This is a genomic window from Cribrihabitans pelagius (assembly GCF_048820915.1).
GTDB classification, from domain to species: domain Bacteria; phylum Pseudomonadota; class Alphaproteobacteria; order Rhodobacterales; family Rhodobacteraceae; genus Cribrihabitans_A; species Cribrihabitans_A pelagius.
In genome coordinates this window covers 14,166-27,572 of record NZ_JBMERR010000001.1, presented here as the reverse complement: position 1 = coordinate 27,572, position 13,407 = coordinate 14,166, and the positions used below count along the sequence as shown (strand labels likewise).

Genomic DNA, 13,407 nt, shown 5'->3' with positions numbered 1-13,407 from the left:
GACGCCCTTGAAGGCGGTCCTGCCCGTAAAGGGCTTCTCTGCCCCCCCTTTGCGCCGCGCCAGCGGCGCGCGGCGCAACCGCGAGGACGCATTCCCGGAATGCGGGCGGAACGGGCGGGAGACCTCTGCCCGACACTGCAACGGAAGGTCCGCTTTCGGCTACGCTGCGCGCGTAGAGGGTGACCAAGCCTGCTGGAAGCGCTCCGGGGGAGCGCTTCGCTTGTGAACAGGCGGAGCCCTGCAGCCTCCGCGCCGCGGGCTCGGATTGCCGCTGACGTGCAGCGGGGACAAAAGCGCGCGACCTTGAATGCGGGTGCGCCACTCATGGGCCTCTCTGCAAACCCCTGGCGCCGCGCCAGCGGCGCGCGGCGCAACCGCGAGGACGCATTCCCGGAATGCGCGCGGAACAGGCGGGAGCGTGCCGGTCATGCGGGAACCGCGGGCCGCGCCAGCAGGGCAACCAGGCGGCGCACCAGTGGCGCGTCGGTGAAGGCGGCGGCAAAGGCCACGGGCCAGGCGGTCAGCCAGGTCCAGATCCAGGCAGCGGCAATTCCGTGCACAGTGCCCCGCGTCCTTGCCGTTGCCACCGCGGTGACGGGGCAGGACATCACCCCCTAAGATCAGGCTGGACAGGACGAGGCAAACCGGGCAGGCCGCATGGTCAACCGGCATGGTCAGGGGGACTCCGACGGCGCTCGCCAGCCTGATCCGCGCCGGAGCCGCAGGACAAATCACACCTGCGCACGCCCGCTGCACCGGCTCAGGCGGCGGTGCGCATCCAGCCGAGGCTGTCCTCGGTGCGCCTGGTGGAGGGCGTGTATTCGGCGCTGATCCAGCCGTCGTAGCCGCTGGCGTCGATGGCGGCGAAAAGCGCCTGGAAATCCACCGGACCGGTTCCCGGTTCGCAGCGGCCCGGCGCGGCGCCGATCTGCACATGCACGGCAAAGCGGCCGAAGCTTTCCCACACCTTGGCGGCATCGCCGTGGATCAGCTGGGCGTGGTAGGCGTCGTATTGCAATCCCACGTTGGGCCGGTCCACTGCCTCCAGCACCTCGACCGCCAGGTTGTAGTCGTCGAGGAAATAGCCGGGCTGGTCGCCCGCATTGAGCGGCTCGATGCTGAACTGCTGGCGCGGCGCGAGATCGGCAGCCCATTGAAGGTTCCGGACGAAGGTTTCCTGCGCCGCGGCGCCCTTGGCATAGCCCGCCATCACGTGGATGCGGCCCGCCTTCAGCACCTCGGCATAGCGCAGCACCCGGCGGATGTCGCGCTGGAAGCGCTCCACCCCTTCGGGCAGCGCGGCGTATCCGGGAGAGCCGCCGGTGTAATTGGGGGGCGGCGCGTTGATCAGCAGCAGCTCCAGCCCGTTGGCCAGCAGGGCACGCTGCGTTTCCTTGGCCGCAAGCTCGTAGGGAAACAGGATTTCCACCGCTTCAAACCCGGCAGCCGCTGCGGCCGGGAACCGGTCCAGGTAGGGCAGTTCGGCGAAGAGCATGGAAATATTGGCCGCAAACCTGGGCATGGGGCATCTCCTCTTTCCGCTGATCTAACGCTGCGCCGGCAGGCCGCCAAGGCGGGAAAACAGCGGATTGTTCGTATTAAACTTTCCTTAACCCCGCTCTGAAATCCGGTCCTGATCCGCCTGCCTCCGCCACGCCTCTGGGCGTATCATGGCGGCGGCGGCGGCAAAGGGAAGCCGCCGCCGGACCCCAGCGCGCCGGCACGCCCCAAACCGGCGGAATGCTGCCGGGCTGATGCGTTCTCAGGCATTTCCGGAACCCTCCTCCAGCGCAAAGAACGCGCCCGAGGACCAGACCCCGAAGCGGCCGCCGTGCCAGGTGCCAAGATCGGCCAGCCGGTAGAAGCTCTTGCGGTCGATCAGCGCTTCCAGCCCGGCCCGCACCATCACGTAAGGCGATGGCTCCCCGGTCTGCTGATCGTGGGCGACGCGGATCGGATGCTCCGGCCCCGCCGCGACGCTGTCGCCGACATGGGTGGTGAAGGTCAGAACCTGCGCCTCTCCCTCGCCTTCGGCGCTGAAATCCACCGCGACGAAGGGCGCATCCTCCACCGTGATGCCGGCCTTCTCGGCCGGGGTGACGAGGAAATACTTGCCCTCTTCCAGCTTCAGGATCGAGGAGAACAGCTTGACCAGCGCAAAGCGGTTGATCGGTGTGCCGAGGTAGTACCAGCTGCCATCCCGGGCGATGCGCATGTCGAGGTCGCCGCTGAACGGCGGGTTCCACAAGTGCACCGGCGGCAGGCCCCGGCCCCTGCCTGCACGTTTCGCCGCGGCGGCGAGCCCCTCGGCATCGGGTGCGGCGGGGGGTGTGGCGGGAGGTGTCACGGGGTTTTGTCCGCTCATTGCTTTTGCCATTTCCTTCCAGCGCGATAGAGTAACACCATATATCCGCGGAAAGAGGAATGTCATGTCCGATCCCGACGATCTCTTGGCCGGCATCGAAGCGCTGGAAGCCAAGCTGCAACAGGCGCGCGATTCGATCACGCGGCGCTTCATCGGCCAGGAGCGGGTGGTGGACCTCACCCTCTCGGTGCTTCTGTGCGGCGGCCATGGGCTGCTGATCGGCCTGCCGGGGCTGGGCAAGACCCGGCTGGTGGAGACCCTGGCGACGGTGATGGGGCTCAACGGCAACCGCATACAGTTCACCCCTGACCTGATGCCCGCCGACATCCTCGGCTCCGAGGTTCTGGAGACCGCGGCGGACGGCAGCCGCGCCTTCCGCTTCGTGCCGGGGCCGGTGTTCTGCCAGCTTTTGATGGCGGATGAGATCAACCGCGCAAGCCCGCGCACCCAGTCGGCGCTCTTGCAGGCGATGCAGGAGCGCATGGTGACCGTCGCGGGCGAGGACCGGAAGCTGGACGCGCCCTTCCACGTGCTCGCCACCCAGAACCCGATCGAGCAGGAAGGCACCTATCCGCTGCCCGAGGCGCAGCTCGACCGGTTCCTGTTGCAGATCGACGTGAACTACCCCGACCGCAGCACCGAGCGCGACATCCTGATCGCGACCACCGGGGTGGAGGAGGCCGCCGCCTATCCGGTGTTCTCGGCGGCGGAGCTGATCGCGGCGCAGACGCTCCTGCGGCGGATGCCGGTGGGCGAGTCGGTGGTGGAGATGATCCTCGACCTGGTGCGCGCCTTCCGCCCGGACGAGCCGGAGGCGGGCGAGCGGGTGGCGCAAACCGTTGCCTGGGGGCCGGGGCCGCGGGCGGCGCAGGCCCTGATGCTCGCAGTGCGGGCGCGGGCGCTTTTGCAAGGGCGGCTGGCGCCCAGCGCCGAAGACGTGCTCGACATGGCGCAGCCGGTGCTGAGCCACCGGATGCAGCTCACTTTCGCGGCCCGCGCGCGCGGCGACAGCCTGCCTGCGCTGATTGCCGAGACCGCTGACGGCATGGCCCGGAGCGGGGCCGCCGCGTGAACCAGCCCGCCGCCTCCAGCGCTGCCGCAGGGCTGCGTCACCGTGCCGAGGCGGAGGCCAGCGCGCTGCCGCCCCTGCTGGTGCAGGCGCGCCAGCTGGCGGGGTCGGTGCTGATGGGCGAACACGGGCGGCGGCGTGCGGGCAGCGGCGATGATTTCTGGCAATACCGTCCCGCCCAGCCCGGCGACAGCCGCCGCATGATCGACCACCGCCGCTCCGCCCGCGGCGACGTGCAATACGTGCGCGAGCGCGAGTGGCAGATCGCCCAGACGGTGCACATCTGGTCCGATCTCGGCGCCTCGATGCGGTTTGCATCCAGCCCCAGCCTGCCGCAGAAGATCGATCACGCGCGGCTGCTGGCGCTTTCCGCCGCGGTGCTGATGATCCGCGCGGGCGAGCGGGTGGGCCTCACTGGAGCTGCGCTGCCGCCGCGGCGCGGCAATGTTCAGGTGCTGCGCCTGGCCGAGGCTCTGACCGCGCAGGAAGACGCCGATTACGCCCCGCCCGGCCACCGGGCGCTGATCCCGCATGCGCGTGCGCTCTACATCTCGGATTTCCTCGGCCCCTTTGAGCCTTTGGAAGAGGCGCTTTCCAAGGCCGCCGGGCGCGGCGTGCGGGGCGTTCTGTTGCAGGTGCTGGACCCTGCGGAGGAGGCCTTCCCTTTTGCCGGCCGCACCCGGTTCGAAAGCATCGAGGGCAGCATCACCCATGAAACCCTGAAGGCCTCGGCCCTGCAAACACGCTACCTGGAGCGGCTGGCGGAACGCCGCGATGCGCTGGCGCGGCTCTGCCGGAGCGCGGGCTGGCGCATGGGGCAGCATCATACCGGCCACCCGGCGCAGAGCGCGCTGATGTGGATCTATCACGCCCTGGAAAGAACCGCGCCATGACCGTCTTTGCGGGCATCGGCTTCACCGCGCCCTGGCTGCTCCTGGGTTTGCTGGCGCTGCCGGTGCTGTGGCTCCTGCTGCGCGCGGTGCCGCCGGCGCCGCGGCGCCAGCCGTTCCCGGCGGTGACGCTGCTCCTGGGGCTGAAGGACGACGAAAGCCTCTCCGACCGCACGCCATGGTGGCTCCTGCTCCTGCGGATGCTGGCGGTGGCGGCGGCGATCATCGGCCTCTCCGGCCCGGTGCTGAACCCCTCGCGCGGGGAAGAAACAGGCAGCGGCCCGCTGCTGGTGGTGATGGATGCCAGCTGGGCCGGCGCTGCGGACTGGCGCGAGACCAGCGGCCAGATTGCCGCCCAGCTCGAAGACGCCGGCCGTGCGGGCCGCCCGGTGGCGATGCTGCGGCTCAGCGCCCCGGAGCCGCTGCAATTCCGCGCCGCCAGCGACTGGCAGCGGGAGCTTGCAGGGCTGGTGCCGGAACCCTGGCAGCCCGGGCCGGCGCAGCTGCAGGAAGCCACGGCCGTGCTCGACGCAGCCGAGGGCGGCTTTGACACCCTGTGGTTCAGCGACGCGCTCGCCTACCCCGGACGGCAGGAGATCCTGCAAGCGCTCAGCCGCCGTGGCGACGTGGAGGTCTACGAACGCCCCGCCCCGGTGCTGGGGCTGATGCCTGCCACCTACAAGGACGGGCTGATCGAGATCACCATTCAGCGCAGCCGCGCAGGCCCGGTGCAAGAAGTCACGGTTCTGGCCCAGGGCCGCGACCCCGGCGGCACTCCGCGCAGCCTCGCCACGCTGCCCCTGCGGCTGGCCGATGGCGCCACCAGCGCCAGCGCCGGATTGTCGCTCCCGGCCGAACTGCGCGGCCGCCTGACCCGCTTCGAGTTGCAGGGCCAGCGCTCTGCCGGCGCCGTGGCGCTCACCGACGACAGCCTGCGCCGCCGCGAAGTGGCGCTGATCTCCTCTGCCAGCGCTGACGAGGGCCTCGCGCTCCTGTCGCCGCTGCACTACCTGCGCCAGGCACTGCAACCCTCGGCGGAGCTGCTCGAAGGCCCTCTTGCAGACCTCCTGCCCGCCAACCCCGACGTGATCGTGCTGGCCGATGTGGCGCGTCTGGCCCCGGACCAGGAGGCGGCGGTGATCGATTGGGTGGAAAACGGCGGGCTTCTTCTGCGCTTCGCCGGGCCGCGGCTCGCTGCCAGCGACACCGCCCGCGACAGCGAGGAGCCCTTGATGCCGGTGCGGCTGCGCGCGGGCGGGCGCAGTATCGGCGGCGCGATGAGCTGGGGCGAGCCGAAGACGCTGGCCCCCTTTGCGGAAGGCTCGCCCTTCCACGGACTCCCGGTGCCGTCCGAGGTCACTGTCAGCTCGCAGGTGGTGGCGCAGCCCGATCCTGACCTCGCAGGCCGGGTCATCGCGGAACTTGCCGACGGCACCCCGCTGGTCACCCGCAAGCCGCTGGGCCAGGGCCAGGTGGTGCTGGTTCATGTCACCGCCAACGCCGAGTGGAGCAGCCTGCCGCTGTCCGGCCTGTTTGTTGCGATGCTGGAGCGGCTCGCCGTCTCCTCCGCCGCGGCGGCCCCGTCGGCAGAGGATCTGGAGGGCACAACCTGGACCCCGGTCGAGATACTGGACGGCTTCGGCCGCCTGGAGGAAGCCACAGCCCTGCCCGGTGTCAAGGGTCCGGACCTGGCCGCGGCCCCCGCAGGACCGGAGCTGCGGCCCGGTATCTACAGCGGCGGCCGCCGGATGCTGGCACGCAACGTGCTGCGCGCGGGCGATGTGCTCCGACCCGCGCGCTGGCCCGCCTCGATCCCGGTCAGCGGCTACGAGGAGCCGCGGGAGCGGCCGCTGGGCGGGGCGCTGCTGACGCTGGCCCTGGGACTTCTGGCTCTGGATGTGCTGGCGACGCTCGCCGTCTCGGGCCTGTTGCTGCGCGGCCGGGCGGCGGCGCTGGCGCTCGCGCTTGGCCTTGCGGCCGTGGCCGCGCCGGAGGCCGCCCGTGCCCAGGCGCAGCCCATGGCGGATCCGGCCAGGCTTGCCGCCGAGCTGGTGCTTGCCCATGTGCTGACCGGCGATGCGGAGACCGACCGCATCGCCGCCGCAGGCCTGCGCGGCCTCTCGGACACGCTGTTCTTCCGCACCTCTGTGGAGCCCGCGCCCCCGGCCGGGGTGGATCTGGAGCGCGACGAGCTTGCCTTCTTCCCGCTGCTTTACTGGCCCGTCACCCGCGACCAGCCGCAGCCCTCGGGCGAGGCCTACGCGCGGCTCAACGCCTACCTGCGGGCGGGCGGCATGATCCTGTTCGACACCCGCGATGCGGACATCGCCGCGGCCGGTGCCGGCAGCCCCGAGGCGCGCCGCCTGCAGCAGCTGGCGCGGCCGCTCGACATTCCGCCGCTGGAAACGCTGCCCTCTGACCATGTGCTGACCCGCGCCTTCTACCTGCTGCAGGACTTCCCGGGCCGCCATGCCCGCGGCCCGATCTGGGTCGAGGCCGCGCCCGCCGATGCCGAACAGGCCGAGGGCATCCCCTTCCGCAACCTCAACGACGGGGTGACGCCGGTGGTGATCGGCGGCAACGACTGGGCCGCGGCCTGGGCGGTGGATGCAAACGGGCGGCCCCTGCTGCCGGTCGGCCGCGGCTACGCGGGCGAACGCCAGCGCGAGCTGGCGTTCCGTTTTGGCATCAACCTGGTGATGCATGTGCTCACCGGCAACTACAAGTCCGACCAGGTGCATGTGCCGGCCCTGCTCGACCGGCTGGGCCAATAGGAGGGGACGCGCGATGATCCAGACCATCCTGTTCGACCCGCTGGTGCCCTGGCCGGTGCTCTGGGCCGCCGCCGCGCTGACCCTTGCGGCACTGGTCCTGGCGCTGTGGAAGGGGCTGTCCGGCTGGGGTCTCAGGGCGCTGGCGGCGCTGGTGCTGCTGGCGGCGCTCGCAGGCCCGGTGCACCAGAGCGAAGAGCGCGCGCCGCTCAACGACATCGTGATCGTGGCCGAGGACCGCAGTGCCAGCCAAGGCCTGCGCGGCCGCCCGGAGCAGCTGGAGGCAGCCCGCGCCGAGCTGCGCCGGAAGCTCGCCGCCCGGCCCGGCACCGACCTGCGCTGGGTCACCGTACCGGATGGCGAGAACGATGCGGGCACAAGGCTGATGTCCGCCCTCACCGATGCGCTGGCCGATGTGCCGCGGGCCCGCGTGGCGGGTCTCGTTGCGCTGTCGGACGGCCAGGTGCATGACGCTGCCCGAGCCCCCGGCCTGCCCGCGCCGCTGCACCTGCTGCTCACGGGCCACGCAGATGACTGGGACCGCCGCCTGGTGGTGAAGAACGCCCCCGGCTTTGCCATCATCGGCGAGCCGGTGACGCTGACGCTGCGCATCGAGGACCAGGGCGCCGCGCCGTCGCCAGGCGGCTTTGCCGATCTCGACGTCTCGGTAGATGGCGCGGCACCGCAGCGCTTCACTCTGCCGGTCGGCGTCTCCTTTGAACTGCCGCTCACCCTGCAGCACGGCGGCCGCAACGTGATCCGCTTCAGCGTGCCGGAGGCGGAGGGCGAGCTCACCACCCGCAACAACGCAGCACTGGTGCAGATCAACGGCGTGCGCGACCGGCTGCGGGTGCTTCTGGTTTCGGGAGAGCCGCATGCGGGCGGGCGCACCTGGCGCAACCTGCTGAAGTCCGACAGCGCCGTGGACCTCGTGCATTTCACCATCCTGCGGCCGCCGGAAAAGCAGGACGGCGTGCCGGTGGAGGAGCTGTCGCTGATCGCCTTCCCTACCCGCGAACTGTTCCTGGAGAAGGTCGAGGATTTCGATCTCATCATCTTCGACCGCTACAAGCGCCGCGGCATCCTGCCCGCGATCTACCTCGACAACGTGGCCAACTACGCGCTTGGCGGCGGCGCGGTGCTGGTGGCGGCGGGGCCGGATTTTGCCAGCGCCGACAGCATCTACCGGTCGCCCCTCGCCGCGATCCTGCCGGCCGAACCTTCTGCGCGGGTGCTGGAGGAAGCCTTCCGTCCCGGCATTTCCGATCTCGGCAGCCGCCATCCGGTGACCGCGGGGCTGGAGGGGGCCGGGAGCTGGGGCCGCTGGCTGCGCCAGATCGAGCTGCGCCGCCCCGAGGGCCACGTGCTGATGACAGGCGCGGGCGAGCGGCCGCTCCTGGTGCTCGACCGGGCCGGCGAAGGGCGGGTGGCGCTCCTGGCCTCGGACCACGCCTGGCTGTGGAGCCGCGGCTACGAGGGCGGCGGGCCGCAGCTGGAATTGCTGCGGCGGCTTGCGCATTGGATGATGAAGGAGCCGGAGCTGGAGGAAGAGGCGCTCTGGGCTGAAACCACGGGCCAGCAGATGCGCATCCAGCGCCGCACCCTCTCCGAGCGCGCCGGGCCCGTCACCGTCACCAATCCGGATGGCAGCACGGTGGAGCTCGCGCTGCGCGAAACCGCGCCCGGCCTGTGGGAAACCCGTTACAAGGGGCCGGAGCCCGGGCTCTACCGGCTGGCCGAGGGCGGGCGCAGCGCGGTGGCGGGGCTGGGCCCGGCGGCGCCGCGCGAGTTTGAGGAAACAATCGCCACCGGCGCCATTCTTGAACCGGTGATCGCGCCGCTGCGCGGCGGCATCCTGCGGCTGGAGGAGGGCCTGCCCTCCTTGCGCAACGTGCGCGCCGGACGGCCTGCCGCAGGCCGCGGCTGGATCGGCCTCACCCCGCGCGAAGCTTACGAGACACTTTCGGTGGCCCAGGCGCCGCTGCTGCCGGCCTGGCTCGCGCTGCTGCTGGCGGCAGGCTTTATCGTGACCGGCTGGCTGCGCGAGGGCCGCCGCTGAACGCCCCCCGCGGCCCGCACTGCAAATCGGCCGCTCCCGCCCGGCGCCAGGTCTCCTGACGGAGACCGCGCCCGTTGGGCCCTGCGCCGCGCCTGCGGCGCGGCGCAGGGCGCGCTCGCCGGAAACCGCAACCGCACTGGCGGGCCGGACCCCGGGAAATCTGTATTTGCATTGGATTGACAACGAATATCCACAGTGCCCCGCGCGCAGGACCCGCAGAGACAAAAGCCCGAAAACTTGAGGAAAATGTCAAACACCCCGGGTCCCGCGGCGGCCTTGCCCCCGCTTGATCCGCTCCGCAGATGGCGGGCGCTTAACGCCATAGCAAGATTCCCTTGCGTACCAAGGGCTCAGGAACCCCGGTGCCCGCCCCTGCGCGGCACCGGCCGCGCACCTGATTGTTTGATTGATATTGGAGTCGCAAGGATGAGCCTTGCCAGCAAGTTAGCGGAGGAACGGCGCGCCCGCCTGGCGGCGGAACGCCTGCTTGAGCTCAAGCAGGCGGAGCTGTCGGCCGCCAACCGCAAGCTGGGCCGCCACGCGCTGGCGCTGACCAAACAGATCGGTCAGAAGCAGGCCGAAGTTGCCACCGTCCGGGACGAGAACGAGAAGGTCAAATCCGACCTCCACACCGCAAACGAGAAGATCGAGACGGCAGAGCGGCGGCTGTGGCACTCGATCCAAGCCTTCCAGGACGGCTTTGCCTTCTTCGACGCCGACAGCAAGCTGATCGGCGCCAATACCGCCTATCTCAATATCTTCGACGGGCTGGAAGAGGTCACCCCCGGGGTTTCTTACGTGCGCATCCTGCAGCTGCTCACCGACGAGGGGCTGATCAACACGGGCGACATGAGCCCGGAAGCCTGGCGCGCGATGATGAACGAACGCTGGCTGTCGCCCTCGCCCGATCCGGTGGTGCTGGAGCTGTGGGACGGCCGCTTCCTGCGCCTGCTCGACCAGCGCGGCCACGGCGGCGATATGGTGAGCCTGGCGCTCGATATCACCTCCTCCGTCCGCTACGAGGAGGAGCTGCGCGCCGCGCGCGAGCGGGCGGAGGCGGCAAACCGCGCCAAATCCGCCTTCCTCGCCAACATGAGCCACGAGATCCGCACCCCGATGAACGGCGTGGTCGGAATGGCCGAACTGCTCAGCGACACCGAGCTGAGCGACGAGCAGCGGCTTTATGCAAATACCATCAAGAACTCCGGCGAAGCGCTTCTGGTGATCATCAACGACGTTCTGGACTACTCCAAGATCGAAGCCGACAAGCTGGAGCTGCACCCTGAGCCTTTCGACCTGGAACGCAGCCTGCACGAGGTGGTGATGCTGCTGCAGCCCACCGCCCGCGACAAGGGCGTGGCGCTGCTGGTGGACTACGACCTGTTCATGCCGACCCGCTTTGTCGGCGACCCGGGCCGCATCCGCCAGGTCCTGACCAACCTGGCGGGCAATGCGGTGAAGTTCACGCGGGAGGGCCATGTCACACTGCGCGTGACCGGCATTTCCTCGCCCGGGGATGACCAATGCGCGGTGCATTTCTCGATCGAGGACACCGGTATCGGCATCCCTCCGGAAAAGCTCGGTCATATCTTCGGCGAGTTCAATCAAGTCGAGGACGAGCGCAACCGCAAGTTCGAGGGCACCGGGCTTGGCCTTGCCATCTCCAAGCGGCTGATCGAGCTGATGGGCGGCGAGATCTGGGCCGAAAGCGAGGAAGGGCGCGGCAGCTGTTTCGGCTTCCGCCTGCCGCTGCGGCTGGCTGAGGATGCCCGCAAGCCCCGGCCGCAGCTGCCCGCCACCCTGCGCCGGGTGCTGATCGCAGACGATATGCCGCTGAACTGCGAGATCCTGCAAAAACACCTGCTGACGCTGGGAATCGAAGCTGTCACCGCCGGCAGCGCGGCCGAGGCACTGGAGCGGATCGACAGCAGCATCGATGTGGTGATCAGCGGCCACAACCCGCCCGTGCTGGACGGGGTGCAGCTGGCGCGCGCTTTGCGGGAGGGCGCGTTCCACGAGGTGCCGGTGCTCTTGCAAAGCGCCAGTCCGCAGCTCACCCACGACGCGGCCCTTGGCGGGCTGGTGCAGGGCGTGCTGCAGAACCCGGTCCCGCGGGAGGATCTGTTTTCCCAGCTGGCCCGGCTGGGCGGCCCGCAAACCGCAGGCGCGCCGGCGGCGCCCGCCGCGGGCGCGCCCAACCCGCCCCTGCCCGGCCCCGGCAGCGCCGCGCACGCCGCGCCCAAGCCGCCGCCCAAGCCCGCCCCGGCCCCGGGGCTGCGCCGGATGCGGGTGCTGGCGGCGGAGGACAACAAGACCAACCAGCTGGTGTTCCGCAAGATGGTCAAGGATCTCGACATCGAGTTGCGCTTTGCCAACAACGGCATCGAGGCGGTCTCTGCCTGGTCCGAGTTCCTGCCGGACCTTTTGTTCATGGACATTTCCATGCCGGTGATGGACGGCAAGGAGGCCACCGCGAAAATCCGGGAGGCCGAAGCCGAAGCTGGCAGCGGCGCCCATGTGCCGATCGTCGCTCTGACAGCGCACGCGATGACCGGCGATTCCGAAGGCATCCTGGCCGCCGGGCTCGACCATTACCTGACCAAGCCGCTGCGCAAAGCGCTTATCCACGAGCAGATCAGCAACCACGCCCCGCCGGACACCCGCCAACCTTTTCCCGAAGACCCGGCCGCGGCGCAGGCTTCCTGACCGCAGCCCCGGGTCCGCACGGGGGCCAACGGGAACAAAAGGCGGAGCAGCAGGAGCAGTTGGCGGGCCCATAGCCGGGACGCGGGCTTTGGCGCAGCCGCCAGGCGGCCTGCCGCCCCCCGCGCGGTGCCGCGATACTGGCAGCAGGCGGGCCGCACCCCGGCCGCAAAGCCGCCGGGCATACGCGCGCCCTCCGCGCGGGTGCGATTTCACCCGTCGGCACCGCGCGGCTTCGGACCCGCGGGCAGAGCAGCCTGCCGCTGGCTTGCGGTACAGTTCGGCCGGGACCGGCATGCAGCCGATGGCACCGCCTGGTGCGGCCACATACCCAAAGCCGGCTTTTCTCCACCCGGTACACGGCAAAGTAACGAGGCCGAAGCTGGCCCGGCTTCCGGCAAACCGGCGGGCCGGTGGCGCAGCCTGGCTGGCCTTTGCAGTCCGGGCGGCGGCAGGCACGCGCTGCGCGCCGACACGGATTTGCACCGTCGGTTCGGGGCATTGTGCCATGCGGCGGCCCCGCGCCCCGGGCGGCGGCGCGCCTGACGCACCTGCCCCCTCAAACATGCCGACGCTATGCACTGCAGTCTGAACCGCAAAGCGCCTTGGGGACAGCGCCCCCACTCCGCCGGGTTTCATCTGAAGGCCCCGGTGCTGGGGCCAGTCCGGTCAGAGGCCGCGCCGGCCAGAAACAGGCCTCTTACCGGCTGCCCGCAGAGACAAGCCGGCAGCTGCCGGACTGCTGCTCTCAAAGACGCTTCACGCCAAAGGCTTCGCTAAGGGAACTTCACGCCGAGCGCTTCACGCAAGGGGCTTCGGCCGCGTTGAGCCGCGCCGCGCATGCCGCCGGAACGGGAAGGCACAGCGCGCGAGGCTGCACGGCTCCATGACCATCGCCGCCCCGGCCGCCGCTTCCGCACGGCGCAGCTGTCACACCTCTGCCCCGGTACTGATGCCGCGGACTTGCGGGCACGGAATTGAAACTTAACTGGCGACACCCCGAAACAGGCGACGGGCAAACAGGGTCGACCCCGCTGCTAGAACGCGCTTGCCCGCTGGAGGATGCGCCCGGTGCCATGCATGCGGAAATTCAGCGCGAGACGAATGCCACAGACATCTACAGACGGCTGCCAGCCAAAGGTTGCCCAAAGGCATATGCGCTCCGCCAGAACAGCATTTACTTAGCGAAGCTTCGGGCGGTCGCCTTCAGGCTGCCCAAGGTTGGCGGACGCACCTGCAGGAGCTCCCGCCTGTCAAATGCGCAAGCCGAAGCGCACGGTCCCGGCTTGCGCAACCGCCCATGCTCAGCGGAATTCGCGTCTCGCTGCAACGCGCCGGCCAGACACCGCTGTCTGTATCTTTTCGGCAAAACCTTGCATCCCGCAGGTCTCAGCCGCGCCTCCTTGCCGCCTCCGCCGCGGACGCATTCAACCGCCGGAACCCTCCCGCGCCCGCAGGTGCCCCGGCTGCGCCGGAGCGCCTTTGTGCGGCCTTGGGGGGGGGGGGGGGGGGGGGGGGGGGGGGGGGGGGGGGGGGGGGGGGGGGGGGGG

The 13,407-nt window shown here is 70.2% G+C and carries 8 protein-coding genes; 5 read left to right on the top strand and 3 right to left on the bottom strand.

Annotated elements, in window-relative coordinates; translation table 11 throughout:
* Positions 1-425: 425 nt before the first annotated feature.
* From ACOHX0_RS00115 to ACOHX0_RS00105, 3 genes are all read right to left on the bottom strand, one after another.
* Positions 426-608 (bottom strand): DUF2798 domain-containing protein, encoded by a 183-nt coding sequence (locus ACOHX0_RS00115; protein ID WP_420674583.1) that lies wholly within the window; start codon positions 606-608, stop codon positions 426-428.
* Positions 609-760: 152 nt separating this feature from the next.
* Positions 761-1,522, bottom strand: coding sequence for a hydroxypyruvate isomerase family protein (locus tag ACOHX0_RS00110; RefSeq protein ID WP_420674582.1), 762 nt, complete (start codon positions 1,520-1,522; stop codon positions 761-763).
* A 240-nt stretch (positions 1,523-1,762) separates the two neighbouring features.
* Positions 1,763-2,365, bottom strand: a complete 603-nt coding sequence (locus tag ACOHX0_RS00105; protein ID WP_420674581.1) for a DUF1285 domain-containing protein — start codon at positions 2,363-2,365, stop codon at positions 1,763-1,765.
* A gap of 64 nt (positions 2,366-2,429) precedes the next feature.
* Here ACOHX0_RS00105 and ACOHX0_RS00100 point away from each other — a divergent pair, with 64 nt between their 5' ends.
* From ACOHX0_RS00100 to ACOHX0_RS00080, 5 genes are all read left to right on the top strand, one after another.
* Positions 2,430-3,437, top strand: a complete 1,008-nt coding sequence (locus ACOHX0_RS00100) for an AAA family ATPase (RefSeq protein ID WP_420674580.1) — start codon at positions 2,430-2,432, stop codon at positions 3,435-3,437.
* Positions 3,434-4,327, top strand: a complete 894-nt coding sequence (locus ACOHX0_RS00095) for a DUF58 domain-containing protein (protein WP_420674579.1) — start codon at positions 3,434-3,436, stop codon at positions 4,325-4,327. Before ACOHX0_RS00100 ends, ACOHX0_RS00095 begins: the two co-directional genes overlap by 4 nt.
* Positions 4,324-7,098 (top strand): DUF4159 domain-containing protein, encoded by a 2,775-nt coding sequence (locus ACOHX0_RS00090; protein WP_420674578.1) that lies wholly within the window; start codon positions 4,324-4,326, stop codon positions 7,096-7,098. The genes ACOHX0_RS00095 and ACOHX0_RS00090 overlap by 4 nt, the downstream gene beginning before the upstream one ends.
* 13 nt (positions 7,099-7,111) lie before the next feature.
* A complete protein-coding gene (locus tag ACOHX0_RS00085; protein WP_420674577.1) occupies positions 7,112-9,154 on the top strand; it encodes a hypothetical protein in 2,043 nt (680 codons plus the stop codon).
* A 426-nt stretch (positions 9,155-9,580) separates the two neighbouring features.
* A complete protein-coding gene (locus ACOHX0_RS00080) occupies positions 9,581-11,860 on the top strand; it encodes an ATP-binding protein (RefSeq protein WP_420674576.1) in 2,280 nt (759 codons plus the stop codon).
* Positions 11,861-13,407: the final 1,547 nt, after the last annotated feature.

What these genes read in the sequence shown, in the direction of transcription:
- ACOHX0_RS00115 (WP_420674583.1), bottom strand. Translation starts at nt 608, where the DNA reads ATGTCCTGCCCCGTCACCGCGGTGGCAACGGCAAGGACGCGGGGCACT.
- ACOHX0_RS00110 (WP_420674582.1), bottom strand. Translation starts at nt 1,522, where the DNA reads ATGCCCAGGTTTGCGGCCAATATTTCCATGCTCTTCGCCGAACTGCCC.
- ACOHX0_RS00090 (WP_420674578.1), top strand. Translation starts at nt 4,324, where the DNA reads ATGACCGTCTTTGCGGGCATCGGCTTCACCGCGCCCTGGCTGCTCCTG.
- ACOHX0_RS00100 (WP_420674580.1), top strand. Translation starts at nt 2,430, where the DNA reads ATGTCCGATCCCGACGATCTCTTGGCCGGCATCGAAGCGCTGGAAGCC.
- ACOHX0_RS00080 (WP_420674576.1), top strand. Translation starts at nt 9,581, where the DNA reads ATGAGCCTTGCCAGCAAGTTAGCGGAGGAACGGCGCGCCCGCCTGGCG.
- ACOHX0_RS00105 (WP_420674581.1), bottom strand. Translation starts at nt 2,365, where the DNA reads ATGAGCGGACAAAACCCCGTGACACCTCCCGCCACACCCCCCGCCGCA.
- ACOHX0_RS00085 (WP_420674577.1), top strand. Translation starts at nt 7,112, where the DNA reads ATGATCCAGACCATCCTGTTCGACCCGCTGGTGCCCTGGCCGGTGCTC.